Genomic DNA, 17,428 nt, shown 5'->3' on the forward strand with positions numbered 1-17,428 from the left:
GCGATTAGGTGAACGTCGTTGCCTTATGGCAAAATAGTGTAATACAGAACAGAAGCCGACAGGCGAAGGCACGACGAGTGCCAGCATAATCTGGAGAATTACATGCAGCTTAAACGTGTGGCAGAAGCCAAACTGCCAACCCCCTGGGGTGATTTCCTGATGGTGGGATTTGAAGAACTGGCAACCGGACACGATCATGTCGCATTGGTTTTTGGCGATATTACAGGCCAAACGCCTGTCCTGGCGCGCGTCCACTCGGAATGTCTGACTGGCGATGCACTGTTTAGCCTGCGTTGCGATTGCGGTTTCCAGCTCGAAGCGGCCCTCACCCATATTGCTGAAGAAGGGCGAGGGATACTGCTTTATCACCGTCAGGAAGGACGTAACATCGGCCTGCTCAACAAAATCCGCGCTTACGCGTTGCAGGACCAGGGTTATGATACCGTTGAAGCTAATCATCAATTGGGATTTGCGGCAGACGAGCGCGATTTCACGCTGTGTGCGGATATGTTCAAGCTGCTGGGTGTGGATGAAGTTCGTTTGCTGACCAATAATCCGAAGAAAGTAGAAATCCTGACCGAAGCGGGAATCAATATTGTTGAACGTGTGCCGTTGATTGTGGGCCGTAACCCAAACAATGAACATTACCTGGACACCAAAGCCGCCAAGATGGGACATTTGCTGAGCAAATAAGCATTGCCAGCACTGGTAAAAAAGCCTGCCCTCGCAGGCTTTTTGCATTTTAATTCAACATATTACGAATCACGTAATGCAGAATACCATCGTTTTGATAGTACGTTAGCTCCGTTGCGGTATCAATACGACAGCGGCATAGTATCACCTCTTTACGCCCATCCGGGCGTACCATACTCACCGGGACTGTCGCCCCCGGCTTAATGTTTTGTAAGTCCGTGATATCGATCGCTTCCTCACCGGTTAATCCCAGCGTTTTACGCGTGACGCCCTGCGGGAATTCCAGCGGTAAAATCCCCATACCAATCAGGTTAGAGCGGTGAATACGCTCAAAAGACTCAGCGATAACTACGCGAACCCCTAGCAAGCGCGGGCCTTTCGCCGCCCAGTCGCGGCTGGAGCCGGAGCCATACTCTTTCCCGGCAATAACTGCCAGAGGTACGTTCTCCTGCTGATATTGCATGGCCGCATCATAGATAGCCACCACTTCAGTTCCCGGCAAATGACGCGTCATGCCGCCTTCCACGCCGGGTACCATCTCATTGCGAATACGAATATTGGCAAAGGTACCACGCATCATCACTTCATGATTCCCGCGTCGTGAACCGTAGGAGTTAAAATCTTTACGTTCAACGCCGTGACTTTGCAGATAACGCCCGGCCGGGCTGTCCGGTTTAATACTGCCGGCAGGAGAAATGTGGTCGGTGGTGACGGAATCCCCGAGCATTGCCAGAATACGCGCGCCGTGAATGTCCTGAACCGGATCCGGCGTAGCCTGCATACCATCGAAGAATGGCGACAAGCGGATATAGGTCGAGTCAGACTGCCAGCCATAGGTATCAGCCCGATCAACCTGGATTGCTTTCCATTCTGGCGTGCCTTCAAACACTTCAGCATACTCTTTATGGAACATGGCGGTAGAGACCTGCTCTACGGCACGGGCTATTTCCTGGGCTGTCGGCCAGATATCTTTCAGATAAACGGGATCGCCTTTCCTGTCATGGCCTAACGGATCTTTCGTCAGGTTGATATTCATATTTCCCGCCAGCGCGTAAGCCACCACCAGCGGCGGAGACGCCAACCAGTTAGTTTTCACCAGCGGATGGATACGACCTTCGAAGTTACGGTTGCCGGAAAGTACCGCCCCTACCGTCAGATCGCCTTTTTTGATGGCGGTCTCGATAGGATCGGGTAAAGGCCCAGAGTTACCTATACAGGTGGTACAGCCATAACCTACAAGATTGAATCCCAGCTCATCAAGGTATGGTGTGAACCCGGCCTGTGCCAGATAATCAGAGACCACCTTCGATCCAGGCGCCAGCGAGGCTTTTACCCACGGCTGACGTTTCAGACCCAGCGTCACTGCTTTTTTCGCCAGTAGCCCCGCCGCCATCAGTACGCTTGGGTTGGAGGTGTTGGTACAGGAAGTGATAGCGGCTATCACCACCGCACCGTCCGGCAGCTTATACTGCTGGCCGCTCATGGTGTAGTCCACGGGCTGACGGTCTTTCAGCGAGCTATTCACCTCAAGTTCATTACTGGCCGAAAAAGCTTTCGGTACATCAGCCAGCGCCACCCGATCCTGCGGGCGCTTTGGTCCGGCAAGACTTGCCTCCACGCTGCCCATATCCAGCTCCAGCGAACTGGTAAATACGGGTTCATCGCCGGCGTTACGCCACATGCCCTGCGCTTTGGCGTAGGCGCTGACCAGCTCAACCTGCTCCTCACTTCGCCCACTCAGACGCATGTATTCGAGGGTGATGTCATCGATCGGGAAGAAACCGCAGGTTGCGCCGTATTCCGGCGACATATTCGCAATGGTTGCCCGGTCGGCCAGCGGTAAGGTGTCCAGCCCATCACCGTAGAATTCAACAAATTTACCGACCACGCCGTGCTTACGCAGCATCTGGGTGACGGTCAGAACCAGGTCAGTCGCGGTGATACCTTCCCGCAGCTTGCCCACCAGTTTAAAGCCCACAACATCGGGGATAAGCATTGAGACGGGTTGACCCAGCATTGCCGCTTCGGCTTCAATGCCTCCAACGCCCCAGCCCAGTACACCGAGACCATTAATCATCGTCGTATGAGAATCGGTACCGACCAGCGTATCGGGATAAGCCACCCACTCACCGTCCTGTAACTCGCTCCAGACGGCTTTGCCCAGGTATTCAAGGTTAACCTGATGGCAAATCCCCGTCCCCGGCGGCACAACGCTGAAGCGACTAAATGCCTGCTGTCCCCATTTCAGGAACACATAACGCTCATGGTTGCGTTCCATTTCCAGACGAACGTTTTCTTCGAAAGCATCATCATCACCGAAACGATCCACCGTTACCGAGTGGTCAATGACCAGATCCACTGGCGAAAGCGGATTCACTTTTGCCGTATCCCCACCCAGACGTTTCACCGCTTCGCGCATGGCGGCCAGATCGACCACCGCCGGCACGCCGGTAAAATCCTGCATCAAAACGCGAGCAGGTCGATAGGCAATTTCACGATCGGCATGGGCGGTTTTCAGCCAATGCGCGAGCGCATGAATATCTTCTTCAGTAACAGAATTTCCGTCCTGCCAACGAAGCAGGTTTTCCAGCAAAACTTTTAGCGACTTAGGTAGGCGGGTGATATCACCCAGTGATTTCGCGGCCAGCGGCAGACTGTAGTAACGGTAGGTTTTATCTTTAACCTGCAATGTGTCCTTACTGGCTTCTCGTAGGGTCGACGACATAGCTCCTCCTTAAATGACAGGGTTGGATCCCCTGATTTTCTTCAGGGTTAGTATTAAAGATAACACAAACAAAATGTAACGCTTTGATAACAACTCAAATTGATAAAAGTGGCAGGTGAAGTCAATGGCGAGAGAAAGGTTAAAGCAATGAAAATTTAAACGGTGAATGTGTAACAGACAACGGCCACTCGATAATACGCGGATTAGCGTGGCTGATGGCGCTTGTTCGGAATTAATTAGTAGAGATACAAGACGGTGGGCTAATAATAGTAATAAAAAACATATTAATTATTGTTTCTGTTCATCATCATCAGCATCAGCAAACAGATCGATAAAGGCCCGCTGTTCAGGAGAGAGTTTCCAGGTCAGAGGAATATTCGGCTTATTCTCTGCGTCGCGTTGACTCTCATGTTCACGAGAGTCAGGAGATGGCGTTGCGGTGGAGCGTTGTTCCGGTGTGGACATCACCTACCCCCACACATTCCAGGCCACGAGCGCGACGATGATCCAGAATATCGCAGAGCCAAGAAACACAGCGAACCAGGCTTTACGTTTCATTGCGGGATCCCGGCGTGCTGGCTGGTTTCCTGAAGGCATCGCTAACCTCATACTATCGAAATCACTTATCATTTAGGCACCAAACAATTGGTACAATTAATCATCAGATAGGAGGAATCCTAATAAAAAAGGTGAAAAAAAGCCAGATAATTTTCGTGCTCGACCTGATAAATAAATTAATAGTTTGATCGGTTATAAATATTTGTGAAGGATTTTTGGCGCGCTTAGTAATTTGAAACTACTTTAGTGAAACTTCACCATAAACAATATACGGTTAATATAGAGATGAAAAATAATGAATAGTTCAGATTCTGTCGTCGGTATCGCTTTATGTTTAAGGATACCGACGAGGTTACAGTCGTTATTATTTCTCAGGTAATTTAATATCTTTAAACATGGCTTCAATATCGTCGTTGGAACGCAGCGCCACCGCCGTATCCACCACATCACGCGTCAGATGCGGTGCGAAACGTTGAATAAAATCATACATGTAACTGCGTAAAAAGGTGCTGCGACGAAAACCAATTTTGGTGGTGCTATGGCTGAAAATGTCATGCGCATCAACGCGAACCAGGTCAGGGTCGGACACAGGATCAACCGCCATACTGGCAATGACCCCCACGCCGAGACCCAAACGGACATAGGTCTTGATGACATCGGCATCGGTCGCGGTAAAAACAATGCGCGGCTCCAGTCCGGCACGATTGAACGCGGTGTCCAGCTCCGAACGCCCGGTAAATCCAAAGGTGTAGGTCACCAGTGGATACTGCGCCAGTTCCTCAATAGATACGGAAGATTTGCCCGCCAACGGATGGTCCGGCGTAACGACAATCGAACGGTTCCAGTGGTAGCAAGGCAGCATCACCAGGTCGTCATACAGGTGCAAAGCTTCCGTCGCGATAGCAAAATCTGCATTCCCTTTCGAGACGGCTTCGGCGATTTGCGTCGGCGATCCTTGATGCATATGCAATGAGACGCGAGGATAACGTTCAATAAAGCCTTTAATCACGTTTGGCAGCGCGTAACGCGCCTGAGTGTGGGTAGTAGCGATATACAATGAGCCCTTGTCCGGCCAGGTATGTTCGCCAGCTACGGACTTAATGGCCTCGACCTTGGACAAAACTTCGCGCGCAATACGAATAACTTCCTGTCCCGCTGGCGTAACCTGGGTCAGGTGCTTACCGCTACGGGCAAAAATCTGGATGCCAAGCTCATCTTCCAGCATGCGAACTTGCTTACTGATACCTGGCTGGGAGGTATAAAGCCCTTCCGCGGTTGAGGAGACATTAAGGTTGTGGTTCACCACCTCAACAATGTAGCGAAGCTGCTGTAATTTCATGTTAAGCCATCCCGATTTGCGCCATCAAATCATCGTTTCAGAGCAGGCTCGTTGGCGCTGCTAATACGATTTAATAATAAAAAGTGTGTTAACTATAACCACTATATCATTTCTATGTGAGCTGTATAGTGATGAAAAAAAATAATACGCCAGAAACAAAAAGGGCCGCTTACGCGACCCTTTGAGGAGAAATTCAGCCAGAATGCTGTTATTTCTTTCCTTCTACCCATTTGCCATCAACGAAGAACGCGGACCAGCCGGTAGCCTTACCGTCTTTCTCAGCGGCAACATATTGCTGCTTAGTTTTACGGCTGAAACGAACCATGGACTTGTTGCCGTCCGGATCGGTCTGCGGCGCATCTGCCAGATAGCGCAGTTTTTCCGGCAGACGATCGCGGAAACGGTACAACTCTTCCACTAACGGCGCACGGGTCTCACGTGATTTCGGGAACGTATTTGCCGCCAGGAAGATACCCGCAGCACCATCACGTAACACGAAATACGCGTCAGATTTTTCACACGGCAGTTCTGGCAACGGAACCGGATCCTCTTTCGGCGGAGCGACTTCACCGTTACGCAGGATCTTACGGGTATTTTTGCACTCGTCGTTGGTACACGCCATGTACTTACCGAAACGTCCCATTTTCAGGTGCATTTCAGAGCCACATTTCTCGCACTCAACGATAGGACCGTCATAACCCTTGATACGGAATTCACCCTCTTCGATCTCATAGCCGTCGCAGGTAGGGTTATTACCACATACATGCAGCTTGCGCTTAGGATCGATAAGGTAGCTGTCCATCGCCGTGCCGCACTTCTGGCAGCGTCGTTTGGCGCGCAGCGCGTTCGTTTCCGCATCGTCGCCTTCCAGCACGTTCAGCACTTCGTTTTCCGGCACCAGGTTAATGGTGGTTTTGCAACGCTCTTTTGGGGAAAGCGCGTAGCCGGAACAACCAAGGAAAACGCCGGTACTGGCGGTACGAATACCCATCTTGCGTCCGCAGGTTGGGCAATCAATACTGGTCAGCACCATCTGGTTCGGACGCATACCGCCTTCTTCAGGGTCTTTCTCAGCTTTATCCAGTTGCTGAGTAAAATCAGTGAAGAAGTTGTCGAGTACGCCCTTCCATTCGGCTTCGTGATTTGCCACCTGGTCGAGACTGTCTTCCATCTGCGCGGTAAAATCGTAGTTCATCAGTTCGCGGAAGTTTTCTTCCAGACGATCGGTGACGATTTCACCCATTTTTTCAGCATAGAAACGACGGTTCTCAACGCGAACATAACCCCGATCCTGAATCGTAGAGATGATCGACGCATACGTGGATGGGCGACCAATGCCACGTTTTTCCAGCTCTTTAACCAGCGAAGCTTCGCTGAAGCGCGCAGGCGGTTTGGTAAAGTGTTGCGCTGGCGTCAGTTCGATAAGCGTCAACGTATCGCCTTTATCTACCGCCGGTAAAATGCGATCTTCATCGCCCTTACGCAGCGCAGGCATTACTTTGGTCCAGCCATCGAAGCGCAGAATACGGCCACGCGCCTTCAGACGGAAATCACCCGCGCCCACGGTCAGCGTGGTGGAGTCATATTTGGCTGGCGTCATCTGACAGGCAACAAACTGGCGCCAGATCAGCTGATACAGTTTCTGCGCATCGGCTTCCATATCTTTCAGCGATTCCGCCTGTACGGCGACATCAGAAGGACGGATAGCTTCGTGCGCTTCCTGCGAATTCTCTTTGCTGGCGTACTGGTTCGCGCTCTCCGGCAGATACTTGTTGCCAAAATTATCGCCGATGTACTCGCGAACCATGTTCACCGCATCCTGGCTCAGGTTGGTTGAGTCAGTACGCATATACGTGATGTAGCCCGCTTCATACAAGCGCTGCGCCATCATCATAGTTTTCTTCACGCCGAAGCCCAGACGCGTGCTGGCAGCCTGCTGTAGCGTGGAGGTGATGAACGGCGCGCCCGGCTTGCTGCTGGTCGGCTTATCTTCACGTTCCAGGACGCTGTAGCGCGCTTTTTCCAACAAGCTAACGGCGGCAAGCGTTTGTTCCCGGTTGACCGGGCGGAACGGTTTGTCATTCTGATGCGTTACCTGAAGCGGTAACGCGTCGCCGCCTGGCGTAGTCGTTCTGGCATCAATCTCCCAGAACTCTTCTGGAACGAATGCTTTGATTTCGCGTTCACGCTCAACCACCAGACGCACAGCAACCGACTGTACGCGGCCAGCGGAAAGACCGCGCGCAATTTTTTTCCACAGCAACGGCGACACCATATAGCCCACAACACGGTCCATAAAGCGGCGCGCCTGTTGCGCATTCACACGGTCGATATTCAGTTCGCCGGGTTTTTCAAACGCCTGACGAATAGCGTTTTTGGTAATTTCGTTAAACACCACGCGGCTGTAACGGGTGTCATCGCCGCCGATCACTTCCCGCAGGTGCCACGCAATGGCTTCCCCTTCGCGGTCAAGGTCGGTTGCGAGATAGATGTGGTCTGCTTTTTCAGCCAGTTGCTTCAGTTCAGAAACAACTTTTTCTTTACCGGGCAGCACTTCATAGCGCGCGTCCCAGTTGTGCCACGGGTCAACACCCATACGGTTGACGAGAGCGCCACGTTCATCCTTTTTGGGCTTTTTAGCCGTTTTGGTGGAGGTTGAGTCGGCGCTCTTTTTAGTTGCTGAGCCACTGGTCGGCAAATCACGGATATGACCGACGCTGGATTTCACCACGTAGTCATTACCCAGATACTTGTTGATCGTTTTGGCTTTTGCCGGGGACTCAACGATGACAAGAGCTTTACCCATATTCACCTTTACCTAATTTGATTCTTCCAGAATGCGTCGCACGTTGATTCACCTTCCACTGGCGACGAGACATCGATATGGTCTCTGCGTCGGCGGATATCAACCCCTTAAACTGATTCGCGCTTGTAATGTAGCTCTCATGTTACTGAGTTAACAGGATTTTTTGCTCACAAACGCTATAGCACGACGGAGTATTGGTCGAATGTCAAGCAAATCTGTTGCCAGATTGACGAAAGCGTCACACTGTACCTGATAAAATGCGTTACGCAACTTTATTAGCATGCAAAAACAAATCTCGCCAGTTGCAATCCCCTCCTAAAGCCTTCATTTAAGTCAGGGAATATTTGCCCACAAGCCGGGCTCGGCGTAGACTAATGTCCTTGTTTAAGGAGTAAATAATGCATAAAGACACTCAACCCATCGATCGCGAAACACTGCTGATTGAAGCCAACAAAATCATTCGTGAGCATGAGGACACGCTGGCGGGGATTGTCGCCACCGGCGTTACGCAGCGAAATGGCGTGCTGGTTTTCAGCGGAGATTACTTTTTAGACGAGCAAGGGCTACCAACGGCCAAAAGTACGGCGGTGTTTAATATGTTTAAACACCTGGCGCATGTACTTTCTGAAAAGTATCACTTGATCGATTAACGCGAGAAATGATTTGCCGGATGACGATGTTCGCGCCATCCGGCAATGACAATTTACATCAGCGGCTTTTGCCCCCGCTGCCACCAGCGCAGCAGTAAACGATCGGCGCTCTCGGCCGCACTGCCGGTAAAACGGTCCATCAGTTTTTTACGCTGCAGATAACGTACGTTAAACACTTCGCGACCTTTCATCAGGCTGAGAATCACCTCATCGCTGGTATTAATCTCATCCACCAGCCCGTTTGCCAGCGCCTGTTGCCCAAACCAGTGCTCCCCGGTGGCTACCTGCTCAATGTCCAGAGTCGGACGCATGCGCTGCACAAAATCTTTAAACAGGTGATGCGTTTCGTTCAGGTCTTCGCGGAATTTCTGCCGCCCTTCTTCCGTGTTCTCGCCAAGCAGCGTCAGCGTACGCTTATACTGTCCGGCCGTGTGCAGTTCGATATCAATGTCTTTCCCTTTCAGGAAGCGGTTAAAGTTCGGGATCTGTGCCACGACGCCAATAGAGCCGACGATGGCAAACGGCGCAGAGACAATTTTATCCGCCACGCAGGCCATCATATATCCGCCGCTCGCAGCGACTTTATCCACCGTGACGGTCAGTGGGATCTGCTTATCGCGCAGGCGTTGTAACTGCGACGCGGCCAGGCCATAGCCGTGTACCACACCGCCCGGGCTTTCCAGACGAACCACTACCTGATCCTGAGGTTTAACGACCGCCAGCACCGCCGTCACCTCTTCGCGTAATGCGCTAACCTCATGGGCATCCATACTGCCTTTAAAATCAAGTACCCATACACGCGGTTTATCAGATGACGTGCTGTCTCCCTGTTTTGCTTTAGCTTTGGCAGCCTTAGCCTCTTGCTTATGTTTCTTTTTCTGCGCCTTATGCCAGAACTTTTGTTGATGCCCATCCAATAGGGCCAGCGACAGGTCTTCTTTCATCTCTTTATATTGATCGCTGAGATTAATAACCCGCAATTCCCCACGCTGACGTTTGCGTTGTGTCGCGTTGACGATCAGCATAACTATCACCGCAATAGCCACCACGACAGTGACAATTTTTGCCAAAAACAGCCCATATTCAGACAACAATTCCACGAGACCCACCTTGGTTAAACAACACTACTTTCGCTCAGTGTACAACAGCCTTGTTAACCCGTCTTGTTTCATCCACCCCGCAAGGAATCAGCAAAAAGCATGACAAAGCGTTCATTTTGCGGTGTTATTGCCTTTGGCTGATTGAAAAAGAACAGGGTTTAAGGCATAAAGCCCAAAAGTTATCGCGAACGAGATGGCCAGGCGTCGCCGAGGAGTAGCCGTGCATTATCAACCTAAACAAGACCTTCTACAGGACCGTATTATTCTGGTCACCGGTGCCAGCGACGGCATCGGACGTGAGGCCGCACAAACTTATGCGCGTTACGGCGCGACCGTTATTCTGCTAGGGCGTAATGAAGAAAAGCTGCGTCAGGTTGCCCGCACCATTGCCGATGAAAACGGTACGCAACCACACTGGTTCACGCTGGATCTGCTCACCTGTACTTCTGATGAATGCCACCAGCTCGCACAGCGTATTGCCGCGCATTTCCCGCGTCTGGATGGCGTACTGCATAATGCTGGTCTGCTCGGCGATATTTGCCCGATGAGTGAGCAAAACCCGCAGGTCTGGCAGGACGTGATGCAGGTAAACGTCAACGCCACCTTTATGCTGACCCAGGCATTGTTGCCGTTGTTGCTCAAATCCGATGCCGGATCGCTGGTCTTTACTTCTTCAAGCGTTGGCCGCCAGGGGCGCGCCAACTGGGGAGCGTATGCTACCTCCAAATTTGCTACCGAAGGAATGATGCAGGTTCTGGCAGATGAATATCAGAACCGTCACCTGCGCGTAAACTGTATCAATCCAGGCGGTACACGTACTGGTATGCGAGCCAGCGCGTTCCCGACGGAAGATCCGAACAAATTGAAAACCCCCGCCGATATTATGCCGCTCTACCTGTGGCTGATGGGCGATGACAGCCGCCGTAAAACCGGTATGACTTTCGATGCCCAACCGGGCCGTAAACCAGGAATTGCCCAATGAGTGAAGAACGCTATCAGCAGCGCCAGCAGCGCGTAAAAGACCGGGTTGACGCCCGTGTTGCCGCAGCGAAGGATGAGCGCGGGATTATTATTGTGTTCACCGGAAATGGTAAGGGTAAAACCACCGCTGCGTTTGGTACCGCCACGCGTGCGGTAGGCCACGGTAAAAAAGTCGGTGTGGTGCAATTTATTAAGGGTACGTGGCCAAACGGCGAACGAAACTTACTCGAACCCCACGGCGTAGAGTTTCAGGTTATGGCGACAGGATTTACCTGGGAAACGCAAAATCGCGAGTCCGACACCGCAGCCTGTATGGCCGTGTGGGAACACGGCAAGCGGATGCTGGCCGACGCTGAACTGGATATGGTGATACTGGACGAGCTGACCTATATGGTGGCATACGACTACCTGCCGCTTGAAGAGGTCATCAATGCCCTAAACGCGCGCCCTGCCCATCAAACGGTCATTATCACCGGTCGTGGATGCCATCGCGATATTCTGGAGTTAGCGGATACGGTCAGCGAACTACGCCCGGTCAAGCACGCGTTTGAAGCGGGTGTGAAAGCCCAAATAGGAATAGATTATTGAGTGTAGGCCGGATAAGGATTTGCACCACATCCGGCTCCACGCTAACGCCTGATGGCGCTTTGCTTATCAGGCCTGGTCATGATTAACCGTTGTTGCTACGACCGCCCGGACGACGGCTGCTGCCGACCTGTGAATGGCGCTTCACCGCACGACGGATCTGATTCGCCTTCATACGGCGACGATCTTTCTCGACGGCAACTTTAGAGGTCGTTTCCGGCTTCAGTTCTACCAGCTCACGCAGATAGTTGGTCTGGGCAAGATCAAGCTCCGTCCAGCCGCCACGCGGCAGGCCTTTCGGCAGCGGGATATCACCGTAACGGACACGGATAAGACGACTTACCTGCACACCCACGGCTTCCCACAGGCGACGGACCTCACGGTTACGCCCTTCGGTCAACGTAACGTTGTACCACTGGTTGATCCCTTCACCACCGCTGAACTTGATCGTTTTAAATGCCGCAGGACCATCTTCCAGCTGCACGCCACGGCTCAGATCGCGCAGTTTTGCATCATCAACCTGACCAAACACACGTACCGCATATTCACGTTCAACTTCGCGGCTTGGGTGCATCAGACGGTTAGCCAGTTCACCATCGGTGGTAAAGAGCAGTAAACCACAGGTATTCACGTCCAGACGCCCTACGGCAATCCAGCGCGCATCGCGCAGTTTTGGCAGACGATCAAACACGGTTGGACGACCTTCCGGGTCGTTACGGGTACACAGTTCACCTTCGGGCTTGTAATAGGCCAAAACGCGGCAGATTTGCTCCGCAGACTCTTTAACCGAAATCAGATGACCGTCGATACGGATTTTCAGACCCGGAGTGACTTCAACGCGATCGCCGAGCGTGGCAATTTTGCCATCAACGCTCACGCGACCCGCGGCAATTATGGATTCAATTTCACGGCGAGAACCGTGGCCAGCGCGCGCCAGCACTTTTTGTAACTTTTCGCTCATAGAGCTTCCTTTAGATGTCGCCTTCACAGGCGTCGAACAGGAGAATCAACGGCGCCAGTCAGCGCCATTTTAAGGCCGCGTAGTATAGCGGTTCGCGTCCTTATAAGAAAGGTTTAACGTCGCCGACGCCTTCACGCAACACGACCGGAGAATCGTCGGTTAAATCGATGACCGTGGTCGGCTGCTGGCCGAGATATCCGCCGTGGATAATTAAATCCACCTGTTTCTCCAGGCGATCTTTAATTTCTTCCGGATCTGACTCGGTAAATTCGCTGCCCGGCAGCATCAGCGACGTAGAGAGCATCGGCTCGCCCAGCGCTTCCAGCAACGCCAGCGCAATGGGATTCGAGGGTACACGCAGGCCGATGGTCTTACGTTTTTCCTGCAACAGTCGACGTGGCACTTCTTTCGTCCCTTTCAGGATGAAGGTGTAGTTGCCCGGCGTGTTGTTTTTAATTAAACGAAAGGCCACGTTGTCGACAAACGAATAGGTCGACAGTTCAGACAAGTCACGGCACATCAGCGTAAAGTTGTGCCCGTCCGGCAGGTGACGAATGCGACAAATGCGCTCCATCGCGCCTTTATCTTCAATTTTGCAGCCCAACGCATAGCCGGAATCGGTTGGATAGACGATCACCCCACCTTTACGCACGATTTCAACGGCCTGATTGATCAGTCGCTGTTGTGGGTTTTCGGGATGAATATAAAAAAACTGGCTCATACTTTCCTCTCTGTGGTCTCGGGCTGTTCCCAGAGTTGCCAGACGCCTTCTACGCCTGCGGGCAACCAGAGTTTACGCCCCAGCTCAATCCATGGACAGGGTAGATGAAAATCAGACCCTTGCGATGCCCACAGTTGATGCGAACGCGCAAGCGTCGCCAGATGGGTGCGTTCATTGGGAGACTGCTGGCACTGTGCCACTTCCATCGCGTCGCCGCGATGTTCAGCAAAATGCGCAACCAGTCTTTTCAGCCACTTAGCGCTAAGATCGTACCGCCCAGGATGAGCCAGAACTGCCTTACCGCCAGAATGATGAATGACATCAATAGCTTGTTCTATTGTACACCACTGTGGCGGAACGTAACCGGTTTTCCCACGGGCAAGATATTTTTTAAAGACATCCGCCATGGTTGTGGCTTTTCCGCATTCCACCAGAAAACGCGCAAAATGGCCCCGGGTAACCGCCCCGCCATCAGCAAGACGTAACGCCCCTTCCCACGCCCCGGGAATATGCGCTTTATCGAGCCGTTCGGCAATCAGGCGTGCGCGCTGCTGACGACGTTCCGTTTGTTGCGCCAGAAAATCGCGCATCATTGGATGGGCGGTATCAATGTTCAGACCCACTATATGGATCTCATGATTTTCCCAGACCGTTGATATTTCGACGCCGGGGATCAAATTTAACGCTAAACCCGAACGTGAAATTTCTTCTCTTGCCGCCGCAATACCCGCCGTGGTGTCATGATCGGTGATCGCCAGTGTACCGACTCGCATCTCTACCGCACGGTGTACTAAGGCTTCTGGCGTTAATCGTCCATCGGAGGCTGTAGTATGACTGTGCAGGTCATAAATCACTGCGTAATTCGTGTCGCTCAAGGCGGCTCCCGTTTCAATAAATGTCTTAACACGCTCATCATAGCGGTTTCGACAAATATACTGAAATCAGGTGTTGACTTTATTCCATCGAACTAGTTAACTAGTACGCAAGTTCACATGAAGAAGGTATCTGAGATGAAAGCAACATTTTTTCTGCACGGTTGGTGGCGCACTTCCTGATTTCGGGCAGTGTCTTACGTCTGCAATATGCAACCAGATACCCGGCCCGCCAAATGAGCGGGCTTTTTTTTGAACAAAATTAATGAGAATAACGATGCAAACTCAAAAACCGACACTCGAACTGCTAGCCTGCGATGCCGCCTACCGTGAAAATCCAACGGCGCTGTTTCACCAGGTGTGTGGCGCACGCCCGGCCACGCTGCTGCTGGAATCTGCCGATATCGACAGCAAAGACGATCTGAAAAGCCTGCTGCTGGTCGACAGCGCATTACGCATTACCGCCCTCGGTGACGCTGTCACTATTCAGGCATTATCCGCAAACGGCGCATCGCTGCTGCCCCTGCTGGATGCCGCTCTGCCAGCTGGCGTTGAGAACGAACAACAACCAAATGGCCGTCATCTGCGATTCCCTGCCGTCAGCCCGCTGCTTGATGAAGACGCTCGCTTATGCTCCCTTTCCGTATTTGATGCTTTCCGTTTATTGCAGGAGCTGGTTAATGTTCCTGCGCAAGAACGTGAAGCCATGTTCTTCGGCGGTCTGTTTTCCTACGACCTGGTTGCCGGTTTTGAAGAGTTACCACAACTTGAAGCGGGCAACCGTTGCCCTGACTACTGCTTCTATCTGGCTGAAACGCTGATGGTGATCGACCACCAGAAGAAAAGTACCCGCATTCAGGCCAGCGTATTTACCCCTGACGATGTAGAAAAACAGCGACTCAACGCCCGACTGGCGCAGTTGAGCCAGCAGCTTACCGAGCCTGCGCCGCCGCTGCCCGTCACTGAAGTCCCGCAGATGCGCTGTGAATGCAATCAGAGCGATGAAGAATTTGGCGCCGTGGTGCGTGGGATGCAAAAAGCCATTCGCGCGGGCGAAATTTTCCAGGTTGTTCCGTCCCGCCGTTTCTCGCTGCCCTGCCCGTCACCGCTGGCAGCCTACTATGTCCTGAAGAAAAGTAACCCCAGCCCGTACATGTTTTTCATGCAGGACAACGATTTCACGCTGTTTGGCGCCTCCCCGGAAAGCTCACTGAAATACGATGCCACCAGTCGCCAGATTGAAATCTACCCGATTGCCGGAACCCGCCCACGCGGTCGTCGTGCAGACGGTTCGCTTGACCGCGATCTCGACAGCCGTATTGAGCTGGAGATGCGTACAGACCATAAAGAGCTTTCCGAGCACCTGATGCTGGTTGACCTTGCGCGTAACGACCTGGCGCGCATTTGTACGCCGGGCAGCCGCTACGTTGCTGATCTGACCAAAGTGGATCGGTACTCCTTCGTGATGCACCTGGTTTCCCGGGTAGTAGGCGAGCTGCGTAGCGATCTGGATGTGCTGCATGCTTACCGTGCCTGCATGAACATGGGCACGCTTAGCGGCGCGCCGAAGGTTCGCGCCATGCAGCTTATCGCCGAAGCCGAAGGTCGCCGCCGCGGCAGCTATGGCGGCGCGGTAGGTTACTTCACGGCCCATGGCGATCTGGACACCTGTATTGTGATTCGTTCTGCTCTCGTGGAAGACGGTATTGCCACCGTGCAGGCCGGCGCCGGGATTGTGCTGGATTCTGTTCCACAGTCTGAAGCCGATGAGACCCGTAATAAAGCACGAGCGGTTCTGCGTGCTATCGCCACCGCGCACCACGCACAGGAGACTTTCTAATGGCTGACATTCTGCTGCTCGATAATATCGACTCTTTTACTTATAACCTGGCAGATCAGCTGCGCACTAACGGTCACAACGTGGTGATTTACCGCAACCATATTCCGGCCCAGACGTTAATTGACCGCTTAGCAACCATGAAAAACCCGGTGCTGATGCTCTCTCCGGGTCCTGGTGCGCCAAGCGAAGCCGGCTGCATGCCGGAGCTGTTAACCCGCCTGCGCGGCAAACTGCCAATTATCGGCATTTGTCTGGGGCATCAGGCGATTGTTGAAGCCTATGGTGGTTATGTCGGTCAGGCTGGCGAAATCCTGCACGGCAAAGCGTCCAGCATTGAACACGACGGCCAGGCAATGTTCGCCGGTCTGGCAAATCCGCTGCCGGTGGCGCGCTACCATTCGCTGGTTGGCAGTAATGTGCCCGCCGGATTGACCATCAACGCCCACTTTAACGGCATGGTGATGGCGGTGCGTCACGACACCGATCGCGTCTGCGGCTTCCAGTTCCATCCGGAATCCATTCTGACTACCCAGGGCGCGCGTCTGCTGGAGCAAACGCTGGCCTGGGCGCAACAGAAGCTCGAACAGACCAATACGCTGCAACCCATTCTGGAGAAACTGTATCAGGCTCAGACGTTGTCTCAGCAGGAAAGCCACCAGCTGTTTTCTGCTGTGGTACGCGGTGAACTGAAGCCGGAACAACTGGCTGCAGCACTGGTGAGCATGAAAATCCGTGGTGAACACCCGAATGAAATTGCCGGTGCGGCAACCGCGCTACTGGAAAACGCCGCTCCGTTCCCGCGTCCTGATTATCTGTTTGCCGATATTGTCGGTACCGGCGGCGACGGCAGCAACAGTATCAATATTTCTACCGCCAGCGCGTTTGTTGCGGCGGCTTGCGGATTGAAAGTCGCCAAACACGGCAACCGTAGCGTATCCAGCAAATCGGGTTCTTCGGATCTGTTAGCGGCATTTGGTATCAATCTGGATATGAACGCCGATAAATCCCGTCAGGCGCTTGACGACCTCGGGGTGTGCTTCCTGTTTGCGCCGAAATATCACACCGGATTTCGCCATGCCATGCCGGTACGCCAACAGTTGAAAACCCGCACGCTCTTTAACGTGCTCGGCCCACTGATTAACCCGGCGCATCCGCCGCTGGCGCTGATCGGCGTATACAGCCCGGAACTGGTGCTGCCGATTGCCGAAACGCTGCGCGTATTGGGATATCAGCGGGCAGCCGTAGTGCACAGTGGCGGCATGGATGAGGTTTCATTGCATGCGCCGACCATTGTGGCAGAGCTGCACGATGGCGAAATCAAGAGTTATCAACTGACGGCAGAAGACTTTGGCCTGAAGCCGTACCATCAGGAACAGCTGGCGGGCGGCACGCCGGAAGAAAACCGTGACATTCTTAGTCGCTTGTTACAAGGTAAAGGTGAAGCCGCTCATGAAGCTGCTGTTGCCGCAAATGTCGCCATGTTAATGCGCCTGCACGGTGAAGAAGATTTAAAAGCCAATGCGCAAACCGTGATTAATGTACTGCGCAGCGGTGCGGCCTATGACCGCGTCACTGCACTGGCAGCAAGAGGGTAAAT

General features: G+C 52.8%; 16 protein-coding genes and 1 other annotated feature. Of the genes, 7 read left to right on the plus strand and 9 right to left on the minus strand.

What is annotated here, in order from left to right:
* Positions 1 to 102 precede the first annotated feature (102 nt).
* The gene (gene ribA, locus WHR59_RS13125) at positions 103 to 693 is read left to right on the plus strand and encodes a GTP cyclohydrolase II (protein ID WP_043016151.1); all 591 of its coding nucleotides are present in this window, start codon (positions 103 to 105) and stop codon (positions 691 to 693) included.
* 49 nt (positions 694 to 742) lie between these two features.
* Here ribA and acnA read toward each other — a convergent pair whose 3' ends face one another.
* From acnA to topA, 5 genes are all read right to left on the minus strand, one after another.
* The gene (acnA, locus tag WHR59_RS13130) at positions 743 to 3,418 is read right to left on the minus strand and encodes an aconitate hydratase AcnA (protein WP_043016150.1); all 2,676 of its coding nucleotides are present in this window, start codon (positions 3,416 to 3,418) and stop codon (positions 743 to 745) included.
* A 288-nt stretch (positions 3,419 to 3,706) separates the two neighbouring features.
* On the minus strand, positions 3,707 to 3,883 hold the full coding sequence (locus WHR59_RS13135) for a hypothetical protein (protein ID WP_167394267.1): 177 nt from the start codon (positions 3,881 to 3,883) through the stop codon (positions 3,707 to 3,709).
* Between the two features lie 3 nt (positions 3,884 to 3,886).
* The gene (locus WHR59_RS13140; protein ID WP_213732144.1) at positions 3,887 to 4,027 is read right to left on the minus strand and encodes a YmiA family putative membrane protein; all 141 of its coding nucleotides are present in this window, start codon (positions 4,025 to 4,027) and stop codon (positions 3,887 to 3,889) included.
* Positions 4,028 to 4,340: 313 nt separating this feature from the next.
* Positions 4,341 to 5,315, minus strand: coding sequence for an HTH-type transcriptional regulator CysB (gene cysB, locus WHR59_RS13145; RefSeq protein ID WP_043016149.1), 975 nt, complete (start codon positions 5,313 to 5,315; stop codon positions 4,341 to 4,343).
* Between the two features lie 208 nt (positions 5,316 to 5,523).
* Entirely contained in the window at positions 5,524 to 8,121 is a 2,598-nt protein-coding gene (topA, locus tag WHR59_RS13150; RefSeq protein ID WP_338843128.1) for a type I DNA topoisomerase, read from the minus strand.
* Positions 8,122 to 8,519: 398 nt separating this feature from the next.
* Between topA and WHR59_RS13155 the strand changes: the two genes are divergently transcribed.
* Complete coding sequence (locus WHR59_RS13155; protein ID WP_043016147.1) at positions 8,520 to 8,771, plus strand: YciN family protein; 252 nt, start codon at positions 8,520 to 8,522, stop codon at positions 8,769 to 8,771.
* Between the two features lie 53 nt (positions 8,772 to 8,824).
* Here WHR59_RS13155 and sohB read toward each other — a convergent pair whose 3' ends face one another.
* Positions 8,825 to 9,871 (minus strand): protease SohB, encoded by a 1,047-nt coding sequence (gene sohB / locus WHR59_RS13160; protein WP_286523394.1) that lies wholly within the window; start codon positions 9,869 to 9,871, stop codon positions 8,825 to 8,827.
* A gap of 220 nt (positions 9,872 to 10,091) precedes the next feature.
* Here sohB and WHR59_RS13165 point away from each other — a divergent pair, with 220 nt between their 5' ends.
* Together WHR59_RS13165 and cobO are read left to right on the plus strand one after the other, a co-directional pair.
* Positions 10,092 to 10,853, plus strand: a complete 762-nt coding sequence (locus WHR59_RS13165) for a YciK family oxidoreductase (protein ID WP_043016145.1) — start codon at positions 10,092 to 10,094, stop codon at positions 10,851 to 10,853.
* Complete coding sequence (gene cobO / locus WHR59_RS13170; protein ID WP_043016144.1) at positions 10,850 to 11,440, plus strand: cob(I)yrinic acid a,c-diamide adenosyltransferase; 591 nt, start codon at positions 10,850 to 10,852, stop codon at positions 11,438 to 11,440. The genes WHR59_RS13165 and cobO overlap by 4 nt, the downstream gene beginning before the upstream one ends.
* 82 nt (positions 11,441 to 11,522) lie before the next feature.
* On the opposite strand, the gene rluB is transcribed toward cobO, so the two are convergent.
* From rluB to rnm, 3 genes are all read right to left on the minus strand, one after another.
* A complete protein-coding gene (rluB, locus tag WHR59_RS13175; RefSeq protein ID WP_003020625.1) occupies positions 11,523 to 12,398 on the minus strand; it encodes a 23S rRNA pseudouridine(2605) synthase RluB in 876 nt (291 codons plus the stop codon).
* Between the two features lie 100 nt (positions 12,399 to 12,498).
* Positions 12,499 to 13,119 carry an L-threonylcarbamoyladenylate synthase gene (locus WHR59_RS13180; RefSeq protein WP_003020628.1) on the minus strand — a complete coding sequence of 207 codons (621 nt, stop codon included), beginning with the start codon at positions 13,117 to 13,119 and terminating at the stop codon, positions 12,499 to 12,501.
* The gene (gene rnm / locus WHR59_RS13185; protein ID WP_047410842.1) at positions 13,116 to 13,994 is read right to left on the minus strand and encodes an RNase RNM; all 879 of its coding nucleotides are present in this window, start codon (positions 13,992 to 13,994) and stop codon (positions 13,116 to 13,118) included. Before rnm ends, WHR59_RS13180 begins: the two co-directional genes overlap by 4 nt.
* 135 nt (positions 13,995 to 14,129) lie before the next feature.
* Here rnm and trpL point away from each other — a divergent pair, with 135 nt between their 5' ends.
* The 3 genes from trpL to trpD all read left to right on the plus strand — a co-directional run bounded on the left by trpL (position 14,130) and on the right by trpD (position 17,426).
* A complete protein-coding gene (trpL, locus tag WHR59_RS13190; RefSeq protein WP_191229385.1) occupies positions 14,130 to 14,174 on the plus strand; it encodes a trp operon leader peptide in 45 nt (14 codons plus the stop codon).
* Positions 14,151 to 14,245, plus strand: a sequence feature (Trp leader region). It overlaps the preceding gene by 24 nt.
* A 23-nt stretch (positions 14,246 to 14,268) precedes the next feature.
* Positions 14,269 to 15,831, plus strand: coding sequence for an anthranilate synthase component 1 (locus tag WHR59_RS13195; protein ID WP_047410834.1), 1,563 nt, complete (start codon positions 14,269 to 14,271; stop codon positions 15,829 to 15,831).
* Positions 15,831 to 17,426 (plus strand): bifunctional anthranilate synthase glutamate amidotransferase component TrpG/anthranilate phosphoribosyltransferase TrpD, encoded by a 1,596-nt coding sequence (trpD, locus tag WHR59_RS13200; RefSeq protein WP_043016141.1) that lies wholly within the window; start codon positions 15,831 to 15,833, stop codon positions 17,424 to 17,426. The genes WHR59_RS13195 and trpD overlap by 1 nt, the downstream gene beginning before the upstream one ends.
* Positions 17,427 to 17,428: the final 2 nt, after the last annotated feature.

Origin of the sequence: Citrobacter europaeus, assembly GCF_037482245.1 — a bacterium.
GTDB lineage: Bacteria > Pseudomonadota > Gammaproteobacteria > Enterobacterales > Enterobacteriaceae > Citrobacter > Citrobacter europaeus.

Excerpts from the sequence above, each read along its gene's own strand:
- ribA (WP_043016151.1), top strand. The coding sequence starts at position 103 with ATGCAGCTTAAACGTGTGGCAGAAGCCAAACTGCCAACCCCCTGGGGT.
- acnA (WP_043016150.1), bottom strand. The coding sequence starts at position 3,418 with ATGTCGTCGACCCTACGAGAAGCCAGTAAGGACACATTGCAGGTTAAA.
- WHR59_RS13135 (WP_167394267.1), bottom strand. The coding sequence starts at position 3,883 with ATGTCCACACCGGAACAACGCTCCACCGCAACGCCATCTCCTGACTCT.
- WHR59_RS13140 (WP_213732144.1), bottom strand. The coding sequence starts at position 4,027 with ATGAGGTTAGCGATGCCTTCAGGAAACCAGCCAGCACGCCGGGATCCC.
- cysB (WP_043016149.1), bottom strand. The coding sequence starts at position 5,315 with ATGAAATTACAGCAGCTTCGCTACATTGTTGAGGTGGTGAACCACAAC.
- topA (WP_338843128.1), bottom strand. The coding sequence starts at position 8,121 with ATGGGTAAAGCTCTTGTCATCGTTGAGTCCCCGGCAAAAGCCAAAACG.
- WHR59_RS13155 (WP_043016147.1), top strand. The coding sequence starts at position 8,520 with ATGCATAAAGACACTCAACCCATCGATCGCGAAACACTGCTGATTGAA.
- cobO (WP_043016144.1), top strand. The coding sequence starts at position 10,850 with ATGAGTGAAGAACGCTATCAGCAGCGCCAGCAGCGCGTAAAAGACCGG.
- rluB (WP_003020625.1), bottom strand. The coding sequence starts at position 12,398 with ATGAGCGAAAAGTTACAAAAAGTGCTGGCGCGCGCTGGCCACGGTTCT.
- WHR59_RS13180 (WP_003020628.1), bottom strand. The coding sequence starts at position 13,119 with ATGAGCCAGTTTTTTTATATTCATCCCGAAAACCCACAACAGCGACTG.
- WHR59_RS13195 (WP_047410834.1), top strand. The coding sequence starts at position 14,269 with ATGCAAACTCAAAAACCGACACTCGAACTGCTAGCCTGCGATGCCGCC.
- trpD (WP_043016141.1), top strand. The coding sequence starts at position 15,831 with ATGGCTGACATTCTGCTGCTCGATAATATCGACTCTTTTACTTATAAC.